The following is a 23489-nucleotide window of genomic DNA, read 5'->3' on the forward strand; positions in this document are numbered from 1 at the left end:
CAAGCACTGACCACTGCGTCGGGCTGTCTCGGCCTCAAGCCGCAATGACAAACAGCGGGTCGCGTTTTTTAAGGTCAAAAAAGGGAAATGGCGCGCCCGAAGAGATTCGAACTCCTGACCCCCAGATTCGTAGTCTGGTGCTCTATCCAGCTGAGCTACGGGCGCGCATGCCGACTGTGCGGCGGGCGTTTCGGGTGGCGTGAGACCGTCATCTCCGAAAGCGCGGCAACCCATACATGGGTGCTTGGGTCATTGCAAGCGGGGGCCGAACGTTTTTCGGAGAAAGCTCATGCACCAGGCTGACCAAGCGGCAGCACCACGTCGAAGCGCGTGCCTTTTTCCACAGTGGCGAGGGCGATACGGCCGCCATGCGCCTCGGCAATCTCGCGGGCAATGGCGAGCCCCAGGCCCGTACCGCCCGAGCGCACCGACCCCTCAAAGGCGACAAAGAGGTTTTCGCGCGCGCGCGGCGGCAATCCCGGTCCGTTGTCGATGACCGAGATCATGGCCTCCCCGCCTTTCGCCTCGGCCTGCACGGTAATGCGACGGTCCGGTGCATCGCCATTGAGGCCTTCAAGCGCTTCCCGACCGTTCTTGAGCAGATTTACCAAAAGCCGCCCGATCTGCCCGGCATCAGCATAGATCTGGAAATCCTCGGCAACATTATTGTCAAAGACAAGCGAGGGATTGTCCGTGACCCTCGCCTCGAAGGCAGCATCGGTGACCAATGCCCGCAGCGGGACGGGTGTCATCTGCGGCGGCAACACCGATTCGCGCCCGTAATCCAGCACCGACTGGGCAAAGCCGATGGCCTTGTCCAGGGTCAGAACCAATCTCGGCGCCAGACGCTGGACCTTGGGATCGTCCAGCGTGGCCACCTGGTCCGACAGCAATTGCGCTGCCGTGAGCGTATTGCGCAGGTCGTGGTTGATCTTGGCGACGGCCAGCCCGAGGTCGGCCAGGTGGCGCCGCTGACGCAGCAAGGCAAAGAGCTCGCTCTCCATGGCGGCCAGTTCGCGCTCGAGGATGCCGATTTCGTCCCGGCGTGTCGATGGGTTGAGAATCAGGGCACCATTTTCCGGCGCCTTGCGAAAGGCCAGCATGTTGGCCGTCAGTCGCAGCACGGGATCGATGAATAAGGTGCTGACCAGCATGTAGAGCGCAAAGGCAGTGACCGCTGCGATGCCCAGAGACACCAGAACGATGCTGCGGGAATAGTCGAGCATGTCCCGACGGAGCGGATCTTCGGGCATAAGCAGCTCGACAAGGCTTTCGTTCGAGTCGCCCTCCCCCACAATACGCAAGGTGCGTCCCGGGCCGGCAAACAAGGTGTCGAGGGCGCCCGCAATCTGGCTGGGCAGATCGCGCTGGCGAAGATCTGCGGTTACGGCACGCTCGGGGGTTACTGGCTCGGTCAGCTCGATCAACTGGCTCTGCCCATCGCGACGATAGACGATCGCATCGGCACCCGCCGAGAGCAGGAGGCGATCGGTCAGATCGCGCGGCAGCGCCATGACATCGGGGACGGCATCGAGCACGCGCGCCGCCACGATACCCACGCGCAACCGGTCCTCGAGCCAAGTGGTGCGAAAACTGGCAAGGGACGGGAGATAGATGATGATTTCCACGAGCATGATGACTGCGATGATGGTCGCGATCAACTTGCTGGACAGCCCGGAAAACCGGGTATTGATGTCGGGGGACGGAAGGTTCATCTCGCCTCGATCATAATCAGGCGGGCCCGATGCACCAGCCCCTGACTGGATAAACCGCGCAGAAACATACGGTTGCACAAATCCAGTTCGCCTATGAAAGAGATACGCGGCCGGGCGCCGTCAGATCACCGTCTGGTGAACGAAAGCTTGCGGGCGAGATGGGCAAATCTCTGTGTCCAGCGGGGGACCGTCTCGTCGTCCGCTGCCTCGTCGGCGAGCTGGACAAGACTAGCCAGAAGGCTGGGGCGAACCACGGTCAGCCGCGACAGCGCGGCCAAAGGAATGTCTCTCTCCATGGCAAAGGCCATGACCGATGCCAGGTCGGAGGCTCCCGAGCCGATGAAGGCTGCCGACAGGACCTGCCCGGCGGGGGCAAGAGCAACCTTGGCCAGACCAGGCACCGCGCCTTGGGCTCGAACCTGCTCGTTTTCGGCCATGCTGGCGCGCAAAAGCCGCTGCCCGCGCGCCTTGGCTCGCGCGGGCAGAAGATTGCGACCGATCTGGGCGATAGGAGGGTCGGTCATCACCACAAGCGGGCTGAACTGCAACGATTGCCGCGTGCGGCCGGCCAGAAGCAACTCTACGACGGCGCGACCATGCAGGAGCGCCGTGTGGAATGGCGCGACCCCTGCAGCGGCACCGACGACCCGAATCCGCCTGTTGCCCGTTTCTCCGTGCGGGCCGACCGCATAATGACCGTCCGGGCCGCGCCGCAATCGCGCTGCCTGTGGCGAAAGGGTGTCCAGATTGACATGCCGGCCATTGGCGATCAGCACGTGCGAGACATCGAGATTGTGCGGTGCGCCATTATTGGCCTCGACCACCACGCCTGTGCCCTGCGTCCGCGGCTGAAACTGTGAGACATTGGCACCTTCCTCCACCACTACGCCCTCCTGGCGCAGGATGGACAGGAGGATGGCGACCGCCTCAGGGTCGTGTTCTGGGAGAATCGGACCTTGCGGCACCAGCGTAACCTGTGACCCAAGCCGGGCAAAGGCCTGCGCCAGGCAGAGAGCATCGCTGTCACCACCGACCACCAGAAGATGAGTCAGTTTTCGGCTATTGCCCAGAATTGTCTCAGGCGTGAAATAGTCGATCTGGTCGAGACCGGGGACAGGCGGAACTTTGCAATCGGCGCCAGTCGCGATCACCACGGCGCGGGGCCGGATCTGTCGGTCGCCGACGATCAGCGTTTGCGGGTCTGCAAAGCGCGCAGCTCCGCTGACCACCTCGATGCCGGACGCCGCCAGATGCTCGGCCGACGCCAACGGCGCCAGCTCATCGGCCAATATCGCGGCGCGCTCCTGAACGTTCTTCATGCTGACCTTGGGATCAAGGCCGGCCATGCCGAACTGAACGGCCTGGCGCACCGCATGAGCCCGCGACGCGCTGGCCTGTAGCGCTGCCATGCGCATGGCATGCTGGGGACCGTCTCCGGCTTCAGGCGGTCCACGATCGACCAGAACGACGCGTGCTCCCAGGCGTCTGGCGTGCTGCGCCAAAGCGATTCCCAGCGCGCCGGCGCCGATGATGCACAAATCGGTTCGAGATTGCTCAGCCATGTTCGCCTGGGCCGGGAGAAGTTGAGCACTTATGCTGGGGAACGCGGTTCTTGACAACCTTTGTGCACCGGCAGGTTCAGGCGCCATGGCGCGTTGACTTGGACCGCGCTTTTCCCTATAGACGCCCCAACCCGAAGGCGGCACGACTTTGTGCGCCTCAACAATCATTTCCTGCGTAAGCAGTATCAAAAAGAGGAACCGTGCTGAAGCGCGGTCTGATGTTATGAAGCGTACATACCAGCCCTCCAAGCTCGTGCGTGCCCGTCGTCACGGTTTCCGCGCTCGCATGGCCACCAAGGACGGCCGCGCGATCCTGAACCGTCGCCGCGCCCTGGGCCGCAAGAAGCTGTCGGCCTAAGGATTGCGGGCCGGATGACGGCCGATCCTTCCAAGCCTCAAGCGACATTGCGCCGCCTCAAGCGGCGCTCGCAATTTTTGAGAGCCGCCCGGGGCAATCGCGCCGGGCGCTCTGCGTTTGGGCTGCAGGCTGCTCCCTCCGCGGAACCCGAGCCCGGAATCGGCTTCACCGTCACCAAGAAAGTCGGCAACTCGCCCGAGCGCAATCGCATGAAACGGCGTCTTCGGGCGGCTGCGGCAGCTTGTGCGCGTGACTTTCAGCCCGGACATGACTATGTCCTTCTGGCGCGACGGGAGGCCCTGAGCCAGCCCTTCGCCAGAATGGTCGCAGATCTCGGCGGCCTCATCGCCCGCGTGCACGACCAGAACGCGCAAGACAAACGCAAAAGTCCCGGCCACGGCCAACGGAACTCAAGACCATGAATTCTGACAATCGCAATGTGATCCTGGCCGTCGTGCTCAGCATGCTCGTGCTGTTTGGCTGGCAGTTTTTCGTTGCCGGCCCGCAGCTCGAACAGGCCCAGCGACAGGCCGAGTTGCGCGCGGCCCAGCAGGCCGAAACCGAGCAGTTGGCCGTGCCGCAGGCCGGAACGGAGGACGGGGCCGCCGCCCCTGCCACAACCGGCCCGCAGACTTTTGCCGACCGCGAGACGGCAATTGCCGCCAGTGACCGCGTCGAGATTTCGACGCTCGACCTGGAAGGCTCGATCAACCTGACCGGCGCGCGGATCGACGATCTCGAACTCAAGCAATATCGCGAGACCGTAGAGCCTGACTCGCCCATTATTGCCCTGCTTAAGCCTGCAGGACTTCCTGATGCCTATTTCATCGAACAGGGCTGGGTGGCCGCCGCTGGCTCCACAGTCGCCCTGCCCGACAGCAATACGGTCTGGACGCTCGAGGGTGACGCCGGCACTCTGACGGCCGATACGCCCGTGACACTGCGCTATGACAATGGTCAGGGCCTTGTTTTCCGCCGCACCTTTGCGGTCGATGACTTCTATATGTTCACCGTCACTCAGACCGTGGAAAACAGCGGCTCCGGCGATATCGCGCTGTTCCCCTATGCGCGTGTCGTGCGTCACGGCGATCCGCGGGTACAGAATTTCTTCATCCAGCACGAGGGTCCGATTGGCGTCCTCGGCTCAAACAATTACGTCGCCCGCAAATATCATGACCTCCAGAACGAACGGCAGGTCGATTTCGCCTCGACCACCGGCTGGCTTGGTATGGCCGACAAATACTGGGCAACCGCTGTTCTGCCCAAGGCCGGCACGGCCATCAATGCGCGCTTCGGCTACAGCGCTCCTGCGGGCACTCACGTCTATCAGTCCAATTACGTCGAAACCCAGCCGGTCATCGTCCCGGCCGGCGGTTCGGTCAGCCATGAAGCCTATGTTTTTGCAGGCGCCAAGGAAGACCGCGTCATCAGCGCCTATCAGGAACAATATGGTTTCGATCGGCTCGAACTGCTGATTGACTGGGGCTGGTTCCATTTCCTGACCAAGCCCATGCACTGGCTGCTGGTCACGCTCTACGGCATCCTGGGCAATTTCGGCCTGGCCGTTTTGGCGGTGACCGTCATCGTCAAGGCGATTTTCTTCCCCCTGGCCAATCGATCCTATGCCTCCATGGCCGCGATGCGTCGCGTACAGCCGGAAATGAAGGCAATTCAGGAGCGGCTCAAGGACGACCGTCCGGCCCAGCAGCAGGCCATGATGGAGCTCTACCGCAAGGAGAAGATCAACCCGCTCTCCGGTTGCTGGCCCATCCTTATCCAGATCCCGGTGTTCTTCGCACTCTACACCGTCATCTTCATCTCCCTCGAAATGCGCCATGCGCCCTTCTTCGGATGGATCCAGGATCTGGCCGCGCCCGATCCGACCAATATCTTCACCCTGTTCGGCCTGATCCCATGGAACCCGATGGCGGTTCCGATCATCGGTTCGTTCCTGCATCTGGGCATTTGGCCGGTCATCATGGGCATCACGATGTGGGTCCAGATGCGTCTCAACCCGCCGCCGCCGGATCCGACCCAGGCGATGATCTTCAACTGGATGCCGGTGATCTTCACCTTCATGCTGGGCACTTTCCCGGCGGGTCTGGTGATCTACTGGGCATGGAACAACACGCTCTCGATCGCCCAGCAATGGTTCATCATGAAGCGCCATGGCGTCGAGGTGAACCTGTTCGGCAACATCGTCAGCAGCTTCCGCCGCAAGCCCAAGCCAGCGGGCGACGCCAGCAAGAGCTGAGCCGGATACGCGAAATTCAGGGCCCGCCGCTCACCCCGGCGGGCCTCAACTTTATGGGGTAGGACATGAGCCAGCCGGATTATTCACCCGACATCATCGAACGCGGCCGCTTGCTCTTTGCGCGGCCCTTCGTTTTCGTGAAGGGCTGCGTGCGCATTGCGGACCTGCCCCCCATGGACCGGATCGAGATCGCCTTTGCAGGGCGGTCCAATGTCGGCAAATCCAGCCTGATCAACGCCCTGTGCGGTACGTCGGGCCTGGCGCGGACGTCAAACACGCCGGGACGCACCCAGGAACTCAATATCTTTGAAAGCCAGAGCGAGAGCCTGCGCATCGTCGACATGCCCGGCTACGGCTACGCCAAGGCACCCGAGCCGAAGGTGAAGGCCTGGACGCACCTCATCCATCAATATCTGACCGGCCGCTCCACCTTGCGCCGCGTCTATGTACTGGTGGATAGCCGCCATGGTCCCAAGGACAATGACATCAGCGTCATGAACGAGCTGGACCGCGCTGCGGTCAGTTATCAGGTTGTCCTGACCAAGGTGGACAAGCCATCCGCCAAGGATCTCGAGACCAATATCGCTCGCACCATAGCCACCATTGCCAAGCGCCCGGCTGCCCATCCCGACGTCATTCAGACCTCGAGTGAGAAAGGGACTGGCCTAACGCAATTGCGTACGGAGATCGCGCTTCTGCTCGAGAGCTGAACCGTCTCAGCCGGCGAAGAACCGCCTTATATAGGAATTGACGAGGGCGCTGTCGGATTTGGTGTCGAAGGAGGACAACGCCTTTTCCACTACGTCATCGGCGGCAATACCGCGCCGCAGCTCTGCCAAGGCCAGGCTGTAAGCATCGGCAAATTCCGGATGCGGCTGGAAGCTGAGCGCACGCCCGGATTTATAGGCAAGGCCGGCATTGGGCGTGAAGTCAGACGCGAGAATCACCTCCGCCTCGGCAGGCGGCTCGATCACCTGATCCTGATGCGAGCACGCGATGGACAATGTCTGGGGTGCATCCACCATGAAATCGGGGCGCTCGACGACACGATAGGTATGTCGCCCGAGGCCCCAACCCTTTTCCGATTTGCGCACCTGCCCGCCCAGCGCGTCGGCCATGATTTGATGACCAAAGCAAATGCCGAGCATAGGGACACGCGCCGCGTAAGCTTCGCGAATGAACGTGCGCAGAGGCTCGAGCCACCCGTGATCCTCATAGACGCCTGCGGATGAGCCGGTGATCACAATACCTTCCAGGGTCGTCGGATCGGGTAATTGCTGCCCACTGACAACGCTCACGACGTCGTGGGTGAAGCTATGGCCATCCCCCTCGAAAATCAGCGGAAACATATCGCTGTAGGGGACGAACCGGTCGCGTAGGGCGTCAGGAACGCGGCCTACTTCGATGATGGTGATCTTCATGGGCGATTACCTCCGCATAGCTTCTAGCGGAGGACATTAGACGCAGGCAACCGCCTGCCAATGCATGCCTGCCTGTCGACGAACCGGCCTAGGCAGCCGGAGCGAAACGAAGAGCGACACCATTGATGCAGTAGCGCAGACCGGTCGGCTGCGGGCCGTCTTCGAATACGTGCCCCTGATGGCCCCCACAATTGGCGCAATGCACTTCGATGCGCGTCATGAACAGCGCAGTATCGACCTTGGTGCCGATCGCCCCGGGGACAAAATCCCAGAAACTCGGCCACCCCGTTCCGCTGTCATATTTGGTGGCGGCATCGAACAGGGCAACTTCGCACCCTGCACAATGAAACATGCCGGGGCGCTTTTCGTCATTGAGGGGAGAGGTAAAGGGGCGTTCCGTGTCCTCATGACGCAGCACCTGGTAAGCCGCTGGCTCCAGCCGCGCCTGCCATTCAGCATCTGTGAGGGTAAAAGGAAAATCGCCTTCTGTCGCCTGTGGGCGATTAAAGCCAAGGGCTGCCATAAGGCCAGCTGCGGCGGCGGAGAACATGAGGGTGCGACGGTACATGATGGTGGGACCTTATCCTTTGGACGAGGACCCGGCGCCGTCCGGGGAGGGAGAACCGGACGGCGCTGGGGAAGGCGACGTGACCACAAGTGCAAGGGACCGTCTATGGGGTCACGTCGTAGTGAGGATCGCTCGGTGCAACGATAAGCTGCGACCCTCGGAAAAGTGCTGCTTACGAAGAGGGCAGCAGGACCTTGTCGATGACGTGGATGACGCCGTTGGACTGGTCGACGTCAGCGATCGTCACGGTGGCAACGCCGCCGGTAGCGTCGGTGATCTTGACTGCATCGCCGTCGAGGCTGAAGGTCAGCTCGCCGCCCTGGACGGTCGCGGCCTTGTACTCGCCGCCATTGTCGTTGATCATCTGAACCAGATCGGCCGAGTGAATGTCACCAGCAATCACGTGATATGTCAGGACGCCAGTGAGCTGGTCCTTGTTTTCGGGCAGCAGCAGCGTGTCGACAGTACCGGCCGGAAGCGCGTCAAAGGCAGCGTTGACGGGCGCGAAGACGGTGAAGGGGCCCGGGCCGGACAGGGTCTCGACCAGGTCAGCGGCCTGAACGGCAGCGACCAGCGTAGTGTGGTCGGCAGAGTTCACGGCATTTTCGATGATGTTGTTGGTTGCGGGCATGGCAGCGCCGCCCACCATGGGAGCATCCTGAGCGATGACGGCAGCGCCGGACATCGAACCAAAGGCGAGCACAGCGGCGACGGAAAGTGCGCGAAGAGAAATAGTCATTGGAATTTCCTTCCTGTTGAATTCTCGTCCCGTTCAGAGCGGGATACAGCAATTACGCGCTGGATCGAAAACTGGTTTGGTTGGCCTTTTTTCGGATCACCAAGACGAAAAAGAGATCAAAAAAAATATTTTAACAATATATACCAATGACTTAACCCGCGCGAGACCTCTGCGAACACCGATTGTGGCGACAAAAAGATGCAGTGATCCGATCTGGAAACCAGGACGTAAGAAGTCGCTTTCGAGAAGGGAGTTCCACGTCAGCGAAGCAGTTCCTGAAAAAAAACACCCCGGACGAGGCCGGGGTGAAGGAAAGCATCTGTCAGATGAAATCAGGTCCGCAGACCCGACCATGACGGATCGGATGCATAGGTCTCGGTGCCGATCGTCTGCACGCTGCGTCCCCAGATGTCCACGCTCATCAAACGCGGGCCGTCATTGCCACCCGGATCTTGGAAGAACATGATCACGCGGCCATTTGGCGCCCAGCTCGGGCCCTCTGCATGATAGCCCGAGTACAGCAGTCGTTCGCCTGATCCATCCGGGTTCATGATGCCGATATGAAACTGGCCGCCGGACTGGCGGGTGAATGCGATCAGGTCCCCTGTGGGCGACCAGACAGGCGTAGAATAGCTGCCCTGGCCATAGCTGATCCGCTGGGCGTTCCCGCCGCCGGCACCCATCATATAGATCTGCGGAGACCCACCCCGATCGCTTTCGAACACGATCCGGCTGCCATCGGAGGAATAGGATGGCCCGGTGTCGATCGCAGCGCCCGATGTCAGCTGCATGGGCTGACCGCCATTGGTCGATACGGCATAGATATTGGTCGCCCCGCCCTGCTCGACCGAGAAAGCGACAGTGCCGCCATCGGGAGAGAAACGCGGGGCGAAGGTCATGGCGCCAACCGCTGCCAGGCGCTGCTGACGACCAGTAGAAAGCTGCAGCAGATAGACCTGAGGATTGCCGTCGGCAAAATTCATATAGGTGACGAGGTCGCCACCCGGAGAAAAGCGGGGAGTCAGCGCCATATTGGCGCCATCCGTCAGGTAGCGCGCATTGGCACCGTCCTGATCCATGATTGCCAGTCGCCGTGTCCGGTTCGCCTTGGGGCCGCTTTCGGCCACATAGATAACCTGGGTGTCGAAATAGCCCGAGCCGCCGGAAAGCTGCGAATAAATGGCGTCCGACACCATGTGCGCAATCCGGCGGGCCGAACTGGGATCGGTCGCGTAGCTATTGCCGACCACTTGCGCGGCCTGTTGGGTGTCCCAGACGCGCACCGAAGCGGAAATCTGCCCACCGCGCTCGACCGAGCCCATGACAACGCCATCGACATTGGCCGTACGCCACACATTGAAGTCCGGCGTGGCGTTCACATCGCCGACGCGCACCGGAAGCGATGCCGGATCAAGTGGCAGGAACAGCCCAGAGCGCCGCAGATTGTTGCGCACGATATCGGCAATTTCCCGCCCAAAAGTGGGATCGGACGAGGCGAAGTCGGGAATGGCGATGGGCAGAGGCTGGAAATTGGCGCCCTCCACCACGATCCGCAATTGCGCCAGGGTCATGGGAGCGGTTGCCAGCAGCGCACTGCCGGCCAGTCCCAGTTTCAACGCAGTGCGCCGGTTCACAAGAGTCATCTCGGTTCGGTCTCCAGTTTCGCCGTTCGGGCCGTTTCTTGGCCACCAAACAGGCAAATTCAAGGTCAGGGTCTAAGTTCCACTTCGATCTGGCGCCATTGGTCATAGGCGTCAGCGGAAAGCATCGAATAAGGGCCGCACTGCATCACCGCGCGCTGGGCGGCACGGGCAATGCCCTGTCCCGCGGGCGAGGAATCGGCGGAAACAACCTGCGGCGTGCCGTTGACGCTGCCATCGGGGTTCATCGATACGCGCAGGGTCACGTTGAGGCCGCTGTTGAAATCGCTGGGCAAGAGGTTCCAGCAATTCTTGATCCGCGCCACCAATCCATCGATCGCGGTCTGGCTGAGGCGCGCCGACGTGCCGGTAGTGTCGCCCAGGGTGGTCGATCCCCCCTGCCCCGTCGTGCCCCCGGTCGTGGGTGCATTGTTGATGATATTGTTGATCTGATCGGCAGCCGTATCGCTTGGCGCGGTCGACGGCGGCGTCGGCCGCGTCTGTTGCGCAGCAGCCGCCGCCTGACGCTGGCGTTCGGCTTCCTCTCGACGACGCCTTTCGGCGGCCAAAGCCTGCTCGCGAACCTGAGCGAGGTCGGTTGGACGCGCTGTCGGCAGAGCGACATTGACCTGCGGCGCCGCCGCCGGCTCGGGGGTCGGGGCCGGTGTGGGCTCGGGGGTCGGCTCGGGTGTCGGCTCCGGTTCCGGGGCCGGCGCAGGTTCCGGTTCTGGCGCAGGGGCGGGTGTCGGCACGAGATCGGCCGGCCGGGTCTGGGGCAGGGTCGGAGCGATCGGTGTCGGCGTGGGGGCCGGCGTAGGCTCGGGCTCCGGCGCCGGCTCGGGTTCCGGTGCGGGGGCGGGTTCAGGCTCTGGTTCCGGGGTCGGCTCGGGCTCAGGCTCGGGTTGCTGTTCGGGGGCCGGTGCCGTTTGCGTCACCGGGGCCGGTGTGGGGACATCCGCAGGCGACGGGGTGACCTGGTTCTCTTGCGTATTGCCCGTAGGCTGGGCCAGTTCCGCAGGCGTATCCGTGTCGACCACCGAGGGCGTATTGGTCTCGACGACATCGCTGTCGAGCTGGCCCATGCGGATATTGGAATATTCCTCGATGGGCACGAGGTCGACAGAAATGGATTGCACGCTCGTCTGCAGCGGCTCGGTCGATCCAAGATTGATCAGACCCAGAACCAGCAGCAGAACGTGTGCGGAGATCGAAACCGTCAGGCCCGTACGCATCAGCCCGGCCTATCTCTCGCGCTCGGTGACGAGCCCGATCTTGGAATACCCGGCGGCGGAAAGCATGCCCATGACGCGCATGACCGTACCGTAATTGGCGGTGGTGTCGCCGCGCAGGAAAATACGATCCTCGGGGGTCGCCAGTTCGGACACGCTGGTCAGCAGCTGGGCTTCCGACACCGGATTCTCGTCCACGAAAATCGCGCCTTCGGGCGTGACGGCAACGGTGATCGGCCGCGTCTGGCTTGGCATTTCGCCCGCCGCCGTGCGCGGCAGGTCGACACTGACCCCGGCCGTCATCATCGGCGCTGCCACCATCATGATGATGAGCAGAACCAGCATGACGTCCACCATGGGCGTGATGTTGATTTCGCTTATGACGCCCGATTTTTTGCGTCGACGGCCGCGACGACCGCCACCGCCTCCTCCGCCCGCTGCACCACCCATGCCCATGTCAGCGGCTCCGCGCTTCGAGCTGACGAGACAGGATGGTGGAGAATTCGTCCGCGAAGCCTTCGAGCCGGCCGATCATCTTGCTCGCGTCGGAAGAGAGCTTGTTGTAGGCGATAACCGCTGGAATAGCGGCCACGAGGCCGATGGCGGTCGCGAACAGGGCTTCGGCGATCGGCCCGGCGACCACGGCAAGATTGGTGTCGGAGGACGCCGCTATGTTGGTGAAGGCATTCATGATGCCCCAGACCGTGCCGAAAAGCCCGATAAACGGACCTGCCGAGCCCACCGTGGCAAGGAAGCCCAGGCGCTTTTCGAGGAACTCGCTTTCCCGGGCGATGGCGACGTCGAGCACCTTGTCGAGGCGTTGCTGCATGCCCACAAAGCTCGCGGCGTTCTGCTCGTGGCTCCGCTTCCATTCCTTCATGGCGGCCACGAAGACCGATCCCAGGCCGCCCGATGGCTTTTCCGATTGTTGCTGATAAAGCTCTTCCAGCGACTGGCCGGACCAGAACGTGCGCTCGAAGCGGTTCATCTCCGCCTTCATGCGGCGATAGCTGATCGTCTTGTCGATGATGATCGCCCAGCACCAGACCGATGCGACGAGCAGCCCGATCATCACCGACTTAACGACGATGTCGGCCATCATAAACAGGCCCCAGATGGACAGATCGGTATGGGGAGCGGCGGCTCCTACTGCATCCATGGCTTCCATGAAAATTCCTTCTCGGCCCGGCTTACATGCGTGGCCCCAGCGTCGGTGCGATGGGGACCAAATCTGTCAAAATTAAGAGAAATGCCCCGTATTCCGGGCCGTTGACCGGCCGGCACGATGCAAATCTCCCTTTGTGCCCTTTATGGTCACCAAAGAGTTAACAAACCGAATCCGAAACGGGGACTTCGCTAGCAGACTGTTAGCGTTGAGTGTCGCACCAGATCCCTTATGGCCAAGGGAAGGCGAGCCGGGCCGCCGCTGGTCTTGATGGAAACCACGACCAGCTCAGCCTTGGTCAGCAGAACCTCCTCACGCAGAATTGTCTGCCGCAAGGTGAGGCGGGCGCCGCTGGCATCGAGCGGCTCGGTGAGGACGGTCAGCATATCGTCGATATGGGCCGGGGCGACGAAGTCGATATTCATCGATCGGACCGCAAAAGCGATGCCGTCCCTGGCAAGTTCGGAATGATGGATGCCGGCGTCGCGCAGGAATTCGGTGCGGGCCCGTTCGAAGAACTTGAGATAGGCCGCGTGATAGACATTGCCGGAAAAATCGGTGTCTTCGTAATAGATCCGGACGGGGAAACGATGGGCGCTCATCTGGTGTCGCCGACGATGTGGGTGGGCGCGTCGGGGATGTTGCGCAGGAAATCCGGCAGCCAGGCCGGGAGCAGGTTGACATCCTCGAGCGCCGACCCGGCCAGCGGCACCCAGTGGAAGGAGAGATCATGTCCCTCGTCCTGCCGGACGAGCCACGGCGACTGCCCGTTGGGCCCCTGCCCGACAAGTTCGACCGTGTAGAAAAAGCCCAGCTCGTGGAAGTCCTGATCCTCGCGCCGGTAGAAACTTTCGGACGTGGCGATCAGGCGACCCACGCTGGCGGGCATGGCCAGTTCCTCCTCGATTTCCCGCGCCAGGCTCAGACGGCTCCGCTCGCCCAGCTCGACCCGGCCGCCGGGCAGCATGGTATAGTTGTCGTCATCCTCGCGGCAGACCAGCACATGATCGTCGACAATGACGATACCGGCCACGCGGTAGTTGAAGCGCTGCCCCTCGATGGGAAAGCTGATGACGTGGCGGCTCATTCTTCGCCCTCTTCGAACAGGCTCGACTGAATGCCGACAAAGCCCTGCGGCACGCTTTTGCCCATATGCTGGAAGGCGATGGCGGTGAGCATGCGACCACGCGGCGTGCGCTGGATGAAGCCCTGCTGCAAGAGATAGGGCTCGACGATTTCCTCGATCGCGTCCCGCGGCTCGCTGAGGGCAGCGGCGATGGTCTCGATGCCCACCGGACCGCCATTGTAGAAATCGGCGATGGTGGTGAGATAGCGCCGGTCGAGCTGGTCGAGCCCGCGCGCATCGACATCGAGCCGGATCAGCGCCTTGTCGGCCACGGCGCGATTGACCTCGGAGGCACCATCGACCATGGCGAAGTCGATGACCCGGCGCAAAAGCCGGCCAGCAATGCGCGGCGTGCCACGCGACCGCCGGGCGATTTCCATGGCGCCATCGGGCGCCATCGGCATGCCCAGGAGCCTTGCACCGCGCGTCACGATCTGCACCAGTTCCTCGGGCGTGTAGAAATTGAGCCGCACCGGAATGCCAAAGCGGTCGCGCAGCGGCGTAGTCAGAAGGCCCGCACGGGTCGTGGCGCCCACAAGAGTGAACTTGGCCAGATCGATGCGCACGGAGCGGGCCGCGGGCCCCTCGCCGATGATCAGATCAAGCTGAAAATCCTCCATTGCCGGATAGAGCACTTCCTCGATGGCCGGGTTGAGGCGGTGGATTTCATCGATGAAGAGCACGTCGCGCTCTTCGAGATTGGTGAGCAGCGCCGCAAGATCACCCGCCTTGGCAATGACCGGGCCGGACGTGGCACGAAAGCCGACGCCCAGTTCCTTGGCGATGATCTGGGCCAGGGTGGTCTTGCCCAGGCCGGGCGGGCCGACGAACAGCACATGGTCCAGCGCCGAGCCGCGCTGTCGGGCTGCCTGGATGAAGACCTCCAGATTGGCCCGCGCTGCAGCCTGGCCCACGAAGTCCGAAAAGCCGGATGGACGCAGCGACACATCGAGATTGTCGTCACGGCCGGCGGAAGCGGAAGTCAGGTCGGTCAAGCGCTCAATTCCCTCAGGCCCAGGCGGATGAGTTTTTCAGTGGCCGTATCGTCGCCTTCGCGCGCCACGACCCGCGCCACCGCGGCCGAGGCCTGAGCGCTGGAATAGCCCAGATTAGTGAGTGCGGAAACCGCATCGGCCACATTGCCGGCCGCGACACCGTCGCCCAGCGCGGCCTGGAGGCCGAGCGTGCCCGCATCGACCGCGCCGATCGCCGGCACCTTGCCCTTGAGCTCGGTCACAACCCTCAGCGCCAGTTTCGGCCCGACGCCATTGGCCCGGCCGATCATCGCCTTATCCTGAAGCGCCACTGCGCTCGACAATTCAGCCGGCGACATGACCGAGAGAATGGCCAGCGCCACGCGCGAACCGACGCCCTGCACGCTGGTCAGAAGAGTGAACCAGCTCTTTTCCGCTTCGCCGGAAAAGCCATAAAGGCGGATCAGGTCTTCGCGCACGATGGTTTCGATGAACACCACGGCGGCTTCCCCGACGCGAGGCAGGCTTTGCAACGTGCGCGAGGAACAGAACACCTGGTAGCAGACGCCGCCGCAATCGATCAGAACCCAGTCATCCCCAAAGGAATCCACGAGGCCCTTGAGCTTGCCGATCATGCCGGAACTCCCATACGACGGGCGGAAATGCGATGGTGGGCATGGCAGATGGCGATGGCCAGCGCGTCAGCCGCATCGGCGCCCTTGACCTGCGCACCCGGCAAGAGCGTGCGAACCATCAAACCCACCTGGTCCTTGGCTGCGTGGCCGGTGCCCACCACAGATTTCTTGACCAGATTGGCCGCATATTCGGCCACCGGCAGGCCGCGCAGGGCCGGGGTGACCAGCACCACCCCCCGGGCCTGGCCCAGGATCAGTGCCGACCGAACCCCGGCATTGACGAAGGTTTCTTCGACGGCGGCCTCATCCGGGCGATGGGCATCGAGCACCCCATTGAGCCCCTCGGCCAAGGCCGCCAGACGATCGGACAAGGGCCCGTCCACGGGCGGGGTCAGCGTGCCTCCGGCCACAAAGCGCAGCCGGTTGTCCAGGGCTTCGATAATGCCCCAGCCGCAGCGCCGCAGCCCCGGATCGATCCCGATGATTCGTACCGCCTGTGTCATGGCCCTACCTCTATCCGTCCCGCCGCAACCTACCAAGGCCAAAGTGAACAAAGCAGAAACAACGCTCAGTATCCCAAAATTTACCCAATTGCGGAACGCTCTATTCATCACGCGCCTCTAGGCTTGCTCCTGGACGCGGGGGAATTATCGAGAATGCATGGAGCGCGCACGACGCTCGGCCGACGGGCATGGATGCGGGTCTACCGCATCACGAGCCTGCTCACCGCCATTGCCGTCATCATGTCGATCATCGTCACCAATGTGATCATGGAGACGTTTTCACAAGGCATCAATATCCAGGGCCTGATGGTCTCGATCGTAATGCCGATCCTTTTGGGCGGCCCCTCCATTGCCCTCTTCACCTTCCGCAACGAGCAATTGCGCGTGGCCAATGAGCAATTGCAGACGCTGGCCACCTATGACTGGATGACCTCCTGCCTCAATCGCGGCGCCTTTACCCACAAGGTCACCAGGATCCTCGAAACCACGACGTTGAGCGCCGCCCTGCTGGTCGTGGACGTCGACCATTTCAAATCCATCAACGATAATCATGGCCATGACCGGGGCGACGATGCGCTGCGATTGATCGCGGGGACCCTGCGGGAGACGATGGGCGATCGCGCGCTGGTGGGGCGGCTGGGTGGCGAGGAATTCGGCATTTTCCTTACCTCCATAAGCCCGGCGGACCTTGCCCGCATTGCCGAGCGCTTGCGGGCGGCCGTAGCGCGCCTGGCCTTCGTTACCGACGGGGTGGGCTGCCCGCTCTCGATCAGCATCGGTGGCACCATCGTTCGCGGCAAAAGCGATTTTCGCGCGCTTTATCGGCTTGCCGATATGCAGCTCTATGAGGCCAAGGCTGCCGGCCGGGACCGCGTCAGCCTCATCGAGGCGGCCTAGACCACACCCTGGCCGGAGACCCCGGCTGTGCGGGTGAGCCGCGCTCTCCAAACCGTCGCGGATACAAAAAAGGCGGCCCGTTGGGACCGCCTTGCGTCGTTTTTTCCGGCAGAAGGCCGCGATCAGGCCAGCTTGGCCGCGTCTTCATCGCTCATGTCGAAGTTCGAATAGACATTCTGGACGTCGTCGTCTTCTTCGAGCGTGTTGATCAGCTTCATCAGCGTCGCGCCTTTTTCGGCGTCGATGGGAGTCGAGTTCTGCGGCTTCCAGATCGCCTTGACCGATTCCGCTTCGCCCAGCACCGCTTCGAGCGCGGAGGCGACTTCGGCCATGCTCTCGAAAGAGGTATAGATGTAATGGCCGTCTTCGTCGCTTTCGACGTCGTCGGCGCCCGCTTCGATGGCCGCTTCCATCACCTTGTCCTCGGTACCGGCGCTGGCCGGATAGGTGATTTCGCCGACGCGGTCGAACATGAAGCCGACCGAACCGGTTTCACCCAGGGCGCCGCCATTCTTGGAGAAATAGGAGCGCACATTGGAGGCGGTGCGGTTGCGGTTGTCGGTCAGAGCCTCGACGATGACCGCCACGCCACCGGGGCCATAGCCCTCGTAGCGGATCTCGTCATAGTTCTCTGCATCGCCGCCCGAGGCCTTCTTCACGGCCCGCTCGATATTGTCCTTGGGCATGGACTGGGAGCGCGCATTGGTGATGGCGAGGCGCAAACGCGGATTGAAGGCGGGATCGGGCTGGCCCATCTTGGCCGCCACGGTGATTTCGCGGGCGAGCTTGGAGAAGATCTTCGAACGGATCGCGTCCGACTTGCCCTTGCGGTGCATGATGTTCTTGGCGTGTGAATGGCCGGCCATTCGCGCACTCCGATATTAGTGAATTCTGGATATGGTGGGGCCTTATAGGGGGAGAAGGGCAGCTTGTGAAGCTGTGGCGGCCTCCCCCGCCCGCCGGGGCGGGGTACGGGAGCAAGGCTCGCCCCGTGCCCCAAGCGATCAACCCGGATCGTGCCTGTTCCAGATCGACTGGTCGATCTTGCCGGAAAGTTCGGGATAGTCGGCGGCATGGAACAGCGGTTCCTTGCCCGCCTTGCGCTGGGCCCGGTAGTCGCGCGTCAGCTTCACCACCGTGCCCGAAAGCAGCACGATGGCGATCAGGTTGACGCTGGCCATCAGGCCCATGGAGGCGTCGGCCGCGTTGAAGACGGTCGCCACGCTCTCGAACGCGCCCCAGACCACCATGGCCAGGACCCCCACGCGCAGCACCGCCAGGCCGGTGCGATTGCCCAGGCGCAGGAAGACCATGGCGTTCTCGGCGTACGAGTAATTGCCGATGATCGAGGTGAAGGCGAAGAACAGGATCGCGATGGCGATGAAATACTGGCCGGCGCCCCCGATATGGACGCTCATCGCCGCCTGCGTCAGCGGGGTTCCGGTCAATTCGCTGCCCGGCACCATGACCCCGGACAGAAGGATCATCAACGCGGTGGCGGTGCAGATCAGGATGGTGTCGATGAAGACGCCCAGGGCCTGAACGAAGCCCTGCGAAGAGGGATGGTGCGGATCGGGGGTCGCGACCGCGGCGATATTGGGGGCGGAGCCCATGCCGGCTTCGTTGGAAAACAGACCGCGCTTGACCCCGTTCAGCAGCGCACCGGCAATGCCGCCGCCCGCCGCATCGAGCCCGAAGGCGCTCTGCACGATATGGCCAAGCATGCCCGGCACCTCGCCGATATTGATGACGACGACATAGAGCGCGACAAGCAGATAGACCACCGCCATGAAGGGCACGATGATCTCGGCCACCCGGGCGATCTGGCGAATGCCCCCGAAGATGACGATGCCCGTGAGTGCAGCCAGCGCGAGCCCGACCCAGAGCTTGTCGACGCCGAACGCGCCCTGAAAGGCATCGGCGATGGAATTGGCCTGCACCGCGTTGAAGACGAGGCCGAAGGCCAGGATCAGGCAGACGGAAAACACCGCGCCGGCCCAGGGCGCACCCAGTCCACGCGCGATATAGAAGGCCGGCCCGCCGCGATATTCACCGTTCTCGTTGCGCGTCTTGTAGAGCTGGGCAAGGGTCGATTCCGAATAGGCCGTGGCCATGCCGACCAGAGCAACCATCCACATCCAGAAGATGGCGCCGGGCCCGCCCAGATAGAGCGCGACGGCCACCCCTGCCAGATTGCCGGTGCCCACGCGCGAGGCCAGCGAGGTGCACAGCGCCTGGAACGGGGTGATGCCGGCGCTGTCGTTTTTCTTGGAGCCGATGACGGCGCGGAACATCTCGCCGAACTGCACGAACTGGATGAATCCCAGCCGGATGGTGAAGAACAGGCCGACGGCCAGAAGGCCATAGATGAGCACATAGCCCCAGAAGATCTCGTTGAGAAAATTGATGATCGGATCGAGCATGGGGCCCTCTCGCCTCGGCGATTGATGAACGGATCGGGTTGGCACGAAGCGGTCACGAGGGCCGCCGATGCCGCATCGCGATCGGACCCCAGATCGGTCAGGCCAGCAAGCGGAAAATCAGCGCGTCGGAAAATCCGGCATGGCCTGGGCCAGGACCCCGCCGAGGCGCAGCGGGGCCACGTAGAGGGCAAGGCCGGTGCGCGGATCGGTCTCGACGGCCACCCCGCACAAGGTCGCCTCGCCCTCGGCGGGGCTGAAGCGGCCATTGGGAATGCCGGTGAGGAAGCGATTGAGCGGCTCGTCGGTATCGGTGCCGATGATACTGTCGAAATCCCCGCACATGCCGGCATCGGCCATGAAGGCGGTACCGCCTTTGAGCACGCGATGATCGGCGGTGGGCAAATGGGTATGGGTGCCCACGACCAGGCTCGCCCGGCCGTCGAGGAAATGGCCCATGGCCTGGATTTCCGACGTCGCCTCGGTGTGGAAATCGACGATGACGGCATCGGCCACCTCGCCGAGCGGTGCATCGGCGATGGCCGCTTCCACCGCCCGGAACGGATCGTCGATCGGCGGCATGAATACCCGGCCCAGCGCATTGACGACGAGGACGCGATGCCCGTTGCGTCCCTCTACCATCATGGCGCCGCGCCCGGGCGTGCCGGGGGGATAATTGATCGGGCGGATGAGGGTAGGCTCGCGCTCGATATAGGTCAGCGCCTCGCGCTGGTCGAAGGCATGGTCGCCAAGCGTCACGATATCGGCGCCGGCATCGCGCAATGCCTGGAAGTGGCTCTCGATCAGCCCCTTGCCATGGCTGGCATTTTCGCCGTTGACCACCACGAAGTCGAACCGATGCTGGGCGATCAGGCCCGGCAGGCGCTCGGTCACGCCATCGCGGCCGGAGCGGCCCATCACGTCGCCCAGAAACAGCAATCTCATTGAGATGTCCCGAAAAAGCGCACGCCTTGCTCGGTGATCACTGCATCGAGGGGCATGTCATGGGGCGCGCGCGGGACCTGCTCCAGTTCCTGGGCGGCAAAGGCCAGCCCGACCAGAAGCGGCTTGCGCGCGAGCGTGGCCAGGGTGCGGTCGTAATAACCGCCGCCATAGCCGAGGCGGGTACCAGCGCTGTCAAAGCCCAGAAGCGGCACGAGCACGAGATCGGGCTCTGCCCGGGGTGCGAGATCGGAGGGCGCCAGCGTGCCGAAACCGGCTTCGTAGAGGGGCTGGTCTGCTTCCCAGACCCGCAGGTCGAGCGGGGCATCCTCCCCCTGCACCACCGGCAGCAGCACGGTCTGGCCGCCATCCATCAGCCGGATCAGGATAGGCTGGCAATCGAGCTCGTCCCGGATGCGCCAATAGCCGGCAATCACATCCTCGGGGGCAAAGGCGATGTTCTCGAAGAAGGCTGCGGCGACGGCCTCTGCGGCGTCCTCGCGCTCGCTTTGCGTCAGCGCCGCGCGCGCCGCATGGGCCTGCCTGCGCAAACCGGCCTTGGCGTCTTCGATGGAAAGGTCCGCCATGCGCCCTCGTGCCAAACAGAATTCAGGTGCCGCCCTGGCCGTGGGACATGCGATCCCGGGAACCTACTCACGTAGGTGGGCGCCGTATGTCCGAGCCCACGGGCCCGGTCAGGGACAGCTCCCTTAGGATCGATTAAGGCCCCGGGGATATGTGAAGTCCTCACGCGCCGGGCAGCCCGCCAGATATAGGCACTTCCCTCTTGCCATGCAAAGAGCCCGGCGCAACTTATGAGCGGATTGCACAACCCTTTGACCCACAGGGTCGCCTTGTCGAGTAGATCGCCATGTTCGCCTATGTCCTGATCGTGGTGACACTTGCCCTGGTGCTGAGCGCCCTGGCCGAGCGGCGAGCCTTCCAGCCCGCGCTTGTCGTTGTCATGGTGGGTCTTGCAGCTTCCTACATTCCGGGCATTCCGCTGCTCGAGCTCGACCCGCACTTCCTCCTCACCATCGTATTGCCGCCTATGCTGTTCTCGGCGGCGCGGGACTTTTCCTTTGCCGATTTCCGCCGGCGCATGGGCTCGATCGTCAACCTGGGCGTGTTTCTGGTCTTTGCCACCACCCTCGTGGTGGGCGGCGCGACGCTGGGCGTCCTGCCCGACCTGTTGCCCATCGCCGCCCTGATCCTGGGGGTGGTGGTCGCCCCGCCCGATGCGGTGGCCGCTATCTCCATCGGCCGCCGCGCCGGTCTGCCGGTGGGGCTGATGACTGTGCTCAAGGGCGAAAGCCTCATCAACGACGCCGCCGCCCTCACCATCTTCGCGGTGCTCGTGGCCATCGCCTCGGGCACGCATGCCTTTATCGACAACATCCCGCTCTATTTCCTTTATGCCGCCGGGCTGGGCATCGCCATCGGCCTGCTGATCGGCAATCTGGCCCAGGCGGCGCGGCACCTGCTGTCCAGCCCTTCGCTGACCACGGCGCTTTCGGTGATCATCCCGTTCGCGGCCTATCTCAGCGCGGAGGAATTGCATGCCTCGGGAGTCCTCGCGGTCGTGGCGGCAGGTTTCGCCATGGGTCATCACGGCGTGCAGGCCGGCTACAAGGAGCGCATGCAGGAAACCAGTTTCTGGCGCACTGTCGATACGCTGCTCGAAACCTTTGTCTTTGCCTATATCGGCCTGCAATTGCGCTTCGTGATCGCCGACGCCAACGAAGCCGGCTTCGATGCCGGCGAACTGGCGCTGGCGACCGCTGCGATCTTTGCTGCCATGGTCGCAACGCGCTATGCCTGGATTTTCGGTTCGGCACTCCTGGCGCGCTGGCGCCATCGCCGCCTCACGCAGTCGGGGCGAGGCGTGGCGGGGCAAAGACGCATCCAGCCGCCGCTGAGCTGGAAGGAAAATATCGTCCTCGGCTGGACCGGCATGCGCGGCGTGGTCACGCTGGCGGCGGCAGCGGGCACGCCGCTGATCATTGCGGGAGGCGCCGGTTTTCCCGGACGCGAGGCCATCGTCTCCATCGCCTTTCTCGTCACCATTACCAGCCTTCTCGTGCAGGGACTGACCCTGCCATTGCTGATTGGCTGGCTGAAGCTCGACGACCCCGACCACGACCATTTCGTCAGAGCACAGCGCGCTCACGCCGAGGAACTGACGCGGATCGCCACCGACGAGGCCCTTGCCGCCTATGCGAAGAGCCATCCCGGCCCGGAATCGGCGCGGCTGGTGACCATCATGCGCCAGCGCTTCCGCGCCGAGCAGAAGATGGAAAAGCCCGCCGGCGTGGCGACGAACGAAGCCTTGGCGATCGGAAAGCTGCTGCTCGAAACCCGCCGCACCCGCCTCGTCACGGCACGCGACAATTTCGAACTCGACGACACCATCGTGCGCGACATGCTCGAAAAGCTCGATCTCGAACAGGCATTCATGGATAGCGTCGCCGAAGGTTGATGCGACTCATGGCATCCGATGAGGCGCGGCGTGGCTCCTCAGGGCAAGGGAGCGGTATCGTCCAGATTGTCGGCCACGCTGTCCAGCGCCTTGGCTGCGGCCGTCAGCCGGCGGGCAAACTGCGACTCGGTCTGTTCGAGCTCGTCGGCAATTTCCTGGCCGGCCTGAGTGAGCGTTGCGACTTCCTGTTCGAGGGCAGCGATGCGGCGCTCGGCCTCGCTCAGTTCGTCCAGTACGGCGATGCCGGCCATGACGGTGAGGCGATTGTCGCCGATCTCGCCGACGGCGCCCTTGAGCGCTTCGACCTGGCCATTGAACCGATCGGCCAGCCCGATCAGGTGCCGCTGTTGGCCCTCTTCGCAGGCCATGCGATATTTGCGGCCATTGATCTCGACATTGACTTCCGGCACTTCGTTACTCCGCCTTCTGCAGGACCGAACGGACGGTCTCCATGGCCTCGACCAGGCGTCGCGACACTTCGTGGGCGCTATCGTCGAGCCTTTTGGCCCGCGCCGAGGTCTTGTCGAGCTCGGTGGCCAGGCGAGCCCGCTCATGCACGAGGCGCTGGGTATCCACTTCGATGCGCTGCAGGCGCGACAGGCGGCCCGACAATTCGCGGGTGCTGGTCTCGAGCCGCGCCAGGGCGCGGTCGAAGCGGGCAGAGGCAGCAACCAGCCCCTCTTCAAGTTCCGTCTCACTCATGACCGCTATCGTCCTCAAGACGCATCGATTCCAGCTGCGACAGCCTGCCCCAGCCTGCGCCCCAATGCAACCATGTCCGCTCGCAAACCCCCGGAAATCCTGCATCGGACCGAACGCCAAACCGGTGGGGTGACATTGACAGGAAAGCCGAACCTGTTAT

Annotated in this window: 26 protein-coding genes, 1 tRNA gene and 1 other RNA gene; 6 read left to right on the plus strand and 22 right to left on the minus strand. The window is 63.1% G+C overall.

The annotated features are described in order from the left end of the window. Positions 1-88: 88 nt before the first annotated feature. The 3 genes from VE26_RS11410 to VE26_RS11420 form a co-directional block, all read right to left on the minus strand. A tRNA-Arg gene (locus VE26_RS11410) sits at positions 89-165 on the minus strand. 122 nt (positions 166-287) lie between these two features. Continuing rightward, entirely contained in the window at positions 288-1715 is a 1428-nt protein-coding gene (locus tag VE26_RS11415; protein ID WP_046105408.1) for a sensor histidine kinase, read from the minus strand. A 125-nt stretch (positions 1716-1840) separates the two neighbouring features. Further along, the gene (locus tag VE26_RS11420; protein ID WP_160297842.1) at positions 1841-3277 is read right to left on the minus strand and encodes an FAD-dependent oxidoreductase; all 1437 of its coding nucleotides are present in this window, start codon (positions 3275-3277) and stop codon (positions 1841-1843) included. Positions 3278-3500: 223 nt separating this feature from the next. Between VE26_RS11420 and rpmH the strand changes: the two genes are divergently transcribed. From rpmH to yihA, 4 genes are all read left to right on the plus strand, one after another. Next, on the plus strand, positions 3501-3635 hold the full coding sequence (rpmH, locus tag VE26_RS11425; protein WP_046105410.1) for a 50S ribosomal protein L34: 135 nt from the start codon (positions 3501-3503) through the stop codon (positions 3633-3635). Positions 3636-3649: 14 nt separating this feature from the next. Continuing rightward, positions 3650-4057: a ribonuclease P protein component gene (rnpA, locus tag VE26_RS17490; protein WP_084620382.1), complete on the plus strand. Its 408-nt coding sequence runs from the start codon at positions 3650-3652 to the stop codon at positions 4055-4057. Then, on the plus strand, positions 4054-5889 hold the full coding sequence (yidC, locus tag VE26_RS11435; RefSeq protein ID WP_046105412.1) for a membrane protein insertase YidC: 1836 nt from the start codon (positions 4054-4056) through the stop codon (positions 5887-5889). Before rnpA ends, yidC begins: the two co-directional genes overlap by 4 nt. 65 nt (positions 5890-5954) lie before the next feature. Continuing rightward, a complete protein-coding gene (gene yihA / locus VE26_RS11440) occupies positions 5955-6599 on the plus strand; it encodes a ribosome biogenesis GTP-binding protein YihA/YsxC (RefSeq protein WP_046105413.1) in 645 nt (214 codons plus the stop codon). Positions 6600-6605: 6 nt separating this feature from the next. On the opposite strand, the gene VE26_RS11445 is transcribed toward yihA, so the two are convergent. The 12 genes from VE26_RS11445 to ruvC all read right to left on the minus strand — a co-directional run bounded on the left by VE26_RS11445 (position 6606) and on the right by ruvC (position 15889). Beyond that, a complete protein-coding gene (locus VE26_RS11445) occupies positions 6606-7310 on the minus strand; it encodes a glutamine amidotransferase-related protein (protein WP_046105414.1) in 705 nt (234 codons plus the stop codon). A gap of 88 nt (positions 7311-7398) precedes the next feature. Next, on the minus strand, positions 7399-7833 hold the full coding sequence (gene msrB / locus VE26_RS11450; RefSeq protein WP_244465690.1) for a peptide-methionine (R)-S-oxide reductase MsrB: 435 nt from the start codon (positions 7831-7833) through the stop codon (positions 7399-7401). Positions 7834-8050: 217 nt separating this feature from the next. Continuing rightward, on the minus strand, positions 8051-8617 hold the full coding sequence (locus VE26_RS11455; protein ID WP_046105416.1) for a fasciclin domain-containing protein: 567 nt from the start codon (positions 8615-8617) through the stop codon (positions 8051-8053). A gap of 332 nt (positions 8618-8949) precedes the next feature. After that, on the minus strand, positions 8950-10260 hold the full coding sequence (tolB, locus tag VE26_RS11460; RefSeq protein ID WP_046105417.1) for a Tol-Pal system beta propeller repeat protein TolB: 1311 nt from the start codon (positions 10258-10260) through the stop codon (positions 8950-8952). 65 nt (positions 10261-10325) lie between these two features. Further along, a complete protein-coding gene (locus tag VE26_RS17175; protein ID WP_052715859.1) occupies positions 10326-11489 on the minus strand; it encodes a cell envelope integrity TolA family protein in 1164 nt (387 codons plus the stop codon). A 9-nt stretch (positions 11490-11498) separates the two neighbouring features. Next, positions 11499-11942 (minus strand): ExbD/TolR family protein, encoded by a 444-nt coding sequence (locus VE26_RS11470; RefSeq protein WP_046105418.1) that lies wholly within the window; start codon positions 11940-11942, stop codon positions 11499-11501. A gap of 1 nt (position 11943) precedes the next feature. Beyond that, entirely contained in the window at positions 11944-12645 is a 702-nt protein-coding gene (tolQ, locus tag VE26_RS11475; protein ID WP_046106268.1) for a protein TolQ, read from the minus strand. A gap of 197 nt (positions 12646-12842) precedes the next feature. Continuing rightward, complete coding sequence (gene ybgC / locus VE26_RS11480; protein WP_046105419.1) at positions 12843-13253, minus strand: tol-pal system-associated acyl-CoA thioesterase; 411 nt, start codon at positions 13251-13253, stop codon at positions 12843-12845. Further along, positions 13250-13738 (minus strand): NUDIX hydrolase, encoded by a 489-nt coding sequence (locus VE26_RS11485; RefSeq protein ID WP_046105420.1) that lies wholly within the window; start codon positions 13736-13738, stop codon positions 13250-13252. Before VE26_RS11485 ends, ybgC begins: the two co-directional genes overlap by 4 nt. Then, the gene (gene ruvB, locus VE26_RS11490; protein WP_046105421.1) at positions 13735-14772 is read right to left on the minus strand and encodes a Holliday junction branch migration DNA helicase RuvB; all 1038 of its coding nucleotides are present in this window, start codon (positions 14770-14772) and stop codon (positions 13735-13737) included. The genes VE26_RS11485 and ruvB overlap by 4 nt, the downstream gene beginning before the upstream one ends. Continuing rightward, on the minus strand, positions 14769-15386 hold the full coding sequence (gene ruvA / locus VE26_RS11495) for a Holliday junction branch migration protein RuvA (RefSeq protein WP_046105422.1): 618 nt from the start codon (positions 15384-15386) through the stop codon (positions 14769-14771). The genes ruvB and ruvA overlap by 4 nt, the downstream gene beginning before the upstream one ends. After that, the gene (ruvC, locus tag VE26_RS11500; RefSeq protein WP_046105423.1) at positions 15383-15889 is read right to left on the minus strand and encodes a crossover junction endodeoxyribonuclease RuvC; all 507 of its coding nucleotides are present in this window, start codon (positions 15887-15889) and stop codon (positions 15383-15385) included. The genes ruvA and ruvC overlap by 4 nt, the downstream gene beginning before the upstream one ends. 153 nt (positions 15890-16042) lie before the next feature. On the opposite strand from ruvC, the gene VE26_RS11505 reads away from it, so the two are divergent. Then, positions 16043-16786 (plus strand): GGDEF domain-containing protein, encoded by a 744-nt coding sequence (locus VE26_RS11505; RefSeq protein WP_084620385.1) that lies wholly within the window; start codon positions 16043-16045, stop codon positions 16784-16786. A gap of 122 nt (positions 16787-16908) precedes the next feature. Here the strand turns inward: VE26_RS11505 and VE26_RS11510 are convergent, their stop codons facing one another. The 5 genes from VE26_RS11510 to ssrS form a co-directional block, all read right to left on the minus strand. Continuing rightward, positions 16909-17652, minus strand: a complete 744-nt coding sequence (locus VE26_RS11510) for a YebC/PmpR family DNA-binding transcriptional regulator (RefSeq protein WP_046105424.1) — start codon at positions 17650-17652, stop codon at positions 16909-16911. A gap of 138 nt (positions 17653-17790) precedes the next feature. Next, a complete protein-coding gene (locus tag VE26_RS11515) occupies positions 17791-19209 on the minus strand; it encodes an alanine/glycine:cation symporter family protein (RefSeq protein ID WP_046105425.1) in 1419 nt (472 codons plus the stop codon). Positions 19210-19326: 117 nt separating this feature from the next. After that, positions 19327-20151 (minus strand): TIGR00282 family metallophosphoesterase, encoded by an 825-nt coding sequence (locus VE26_RS11520; RefSeq protein ID WP_046105426.1) that lies wholly within the window; start codon positions 20149-20151, stop codon positions 19327-19329. After that, the gene (locus VE26_RS11525; RefSeq protein WP_046105427.1) at positions 20148-20735 is read right to left on the minus strand and encodes a 5-formyltetrahydrofolate cyclo-ligase; all 588 of its coding nucleotides are present in this window, start codon (positions 20733-20735) and stop codon (positions 20148-20150) included. The genes VE26_RS11520 and VE26_RS11525 overlap by 4 nt, the downstream gene beginning before the upstream one ends. 22 nt (positions 20736-20757) lie before the next feature. Beyond that, positions 20758-20916: non-coding RNA, 6S RNA (gene ssrS / locus VE26_RS17495), on the minus strand. 103 nt (positions 20917-21019) lie between these two features. Here ssrS and VE26_RS11530 point away from each other — a divergent pair. After that, a complete protein-coding gene (locus tag VE26_RS11530; protein ID WP_046105428.1) occupies positions 21020-22627 on the plus strand; it encodes a cation:proton antiporter in 1608 nt (535 codons plus the stop codon). A 38-nt stretch (positions 22628-22665) separates the two neighbouring features. Here the strand turns inward: VE26_RS11530 and VE26_RS11535 are convergent, their stop codons facing one another. Next, the gene (locus tag VE26_RS11535; protein ID WP_046105429.1) at positions 22666-23037 is read right to left on the minus strand and encodes a cell division protein ZapA; all 372 of its coding nucleotides are present in this window, start codon (positions 23035-23037) and stop codon (positions 22666-22668) included. Between the two features lie 4 nt (positions 23038-23041). Then, a complete protein-coding gene (locus VE26_RS11540; RefSeq protein ID WP_046105430.1) occupies positions 23042-23329 on the minus strand; it encodes a DUF4164 family protein in 288 nt (95 codons plus the stop codon). Between the last annotated feature and the right edge of the window lie 160 nt (positions 23330-23489).

This window comes from Devosia chinhatensis (assembly GCF_000969445.1).
In the GTDB taxonomy this organism is placed as follows: Bacteria; Pseudomonadota; Alphaproteobacteria; order Rhizobiales; family Devosiaceae; genus Devosia; species Devosia chinhatensis.

What these genes read in the sequence shown, in the direction of transcription:
- ruvA (WP_046105422.1), bottom strand. Translation starts at nt 15,386, where the DNA reads ATGATCGGCAAGCTCAAGGGCCTCGTGGATTCCTTTGGGGATGACTGG.
- tolB (WP_046105417.1), bottom strand. Translation starts at nt 10,260, where the DNA reads ATGACTCTTGTGAACCGGCGCACTGCGTTGAAACTGGGACTGGCCGGC.
- VE26_RS11455 (WP_046105416.1), bottom strand. Translation starts at nt 8,617, where the DNA reads ATGACTATTTCTCTTCGCGCACTTTCCGTCGCCGCTGTGCTCGCCTTT.
- tolQ (WP_046106268.1), bottom strand. Translation starts at nt 12,645, where the DNA reads ATGGATGCAGTAGGAGCCGCCGCTCCCCATACCGATCTGTCCATCTGG.
- VE26_RS11530 (WP_046105428.1), top strand. Translation starts at nt 21,020, where the DNA reads ATGTTCGCCTATGTCCTGATCGTGGTGACACTTGCCCTGGTGCTGAGC.
- rnpA (WP_084620382.1), top strand. Translation starts at nt 3,650, where the DNA reads ATGACGGCCGATCCTTCCAAGCCTCAAGCGACATTGCGCCGCCTCAAG.
- ybgC (WP_046105419.1), bottom strand. Translation starts at nt 13,253, where the DNA reads ATGAGCGCCCATCGTTTCCCCGTCCGGATCTATTACGAAGACACCGAT.
- yidC (WP_046105412.1), top strand. Translation starts at nt 4,054, where the DNA reads ATGAATTCTGACAATCGCAATGTGATCCTGGCCGTCGTGCTCAGCATG.
- VE26_RS11505 (WP_084620385.1), top strand. Translation starts at nt 16,043, where the DNA reads ATGCATGGAGCGCGCACGACGCTCGGCCGACGGGCATGGATGCGGGTC.
- rpmH (WP_046105410.1), top strand. Translation starts at nt 3,501, where the DNA reads ATGAAGCGTACATACCAGCCCTCCAAGCTCGTGCGTGCCCGTCGTCAC.
- VE26_RS11525 (WP_046105427.1), bottom strand. Translation starts at nt 20,735, where the DNA reads ATGGCGGACCTTTCCATCGAAGACGCCAAGGCCGGTTTGCGCAGGCAG.
- yihA (WP_046105413.1), top strand. Translation starts at nt 5,955, where the DNA reads ATGAGCCAGCCGGATTATTCACCCGACATCATCGAACGCGGCCGCTTG.
- VE26_RS11485 (WP_046105420.1), bottom strand. Translation starts at nt 13,738, where the DNA reads ATGAGCCGCCACGTCATCAGCTTTCCCATCGAGGGGCAGCGCTTCAAC.
- VE26_RS17175 (WP_052715859.1), bottom strand. Translation starts at nt 11,489, where the DNA reads ATGCGTACGGGCCTGACGGTTTCGATCTCCGCACACGTTCTGCTGCTG.
- VE26_RS11445 (WP_046105414.1), bottom strand. Translation starts at nt 7,310, where the DNA reads ATGAAGATCACCATCATCGAAGTAGGCCGCGTTCCTGACGCCCTACGC.
- VE26_RS11420 (WP_160297842.1), bottom strand. Translation starts at nt 3,277, where the DNA reads ATGGCTGAGCAATCTCGAACCGATTTGTGCATCATCGGCGCCGGCGCG.
- VE26_RS11415 (WP_046105408.1), bottom strand. Translation starts at nt 1,715, where the DNA reads ATGAACCTTCCGTCCCCCGACATCAATACCCGGTTTTCCGGGCTGTCC.
- ruvC (WP_046105423.1), bottom strand. Translation starts at nt 15,889, where the DNA reads ATGACACAGGCGGTACGAATCATCGGGATCGATCCGGGGCTGCGGCGC.
- VE26_RS11520 (WP_046105426.1), bottom strand. Translation starts at nt 20,151, where the DNA reads ATGAGATTGCTGTTTCTGGGCGACGTGATGGGCCGCTCCGGCCGCGAT.
- msrB (WP_244465690.1), bottom strand. Translation starts at nt 7,833, where the DNA reads ATGGCAGCCCTTGGCTTTAATCGCCCACAGGCGACAGAAGGCGATTTT.
- VE26_RS11515 (WP_046105425.1), bottom strand. Translation starts at nt 19,209, where the DNA reads ATGCTCGATCCGATCATCAATTTTCTCAACGAGATCTTCTGGGGCTAT.
- VE26_RS11510 (WP_046105424.1), bottom strand. Translation starts at nt 17,652, where the DNA reads ATGGCCGGCCATTCACACGCCAAGAACATCATGCACCGCAAGGGCAAG.
- VE26_RS11470 (WP_046105418.1), bottom strand. Translation starts at nt 11,942, where the DNA reads ATGGGCATGGGTGGTGCAGCGGGCGGAGGAGGCGGTGGCGGTCGTCGC.
- VE26_RS11540 (WP_046105430.1), bottom strand. Translation starts at nt 23,329, where the DNA reads ATGAGTGAGACGGAACTTGAAGAGGGGCTGGTTGCTGCCTCTGCCCGC.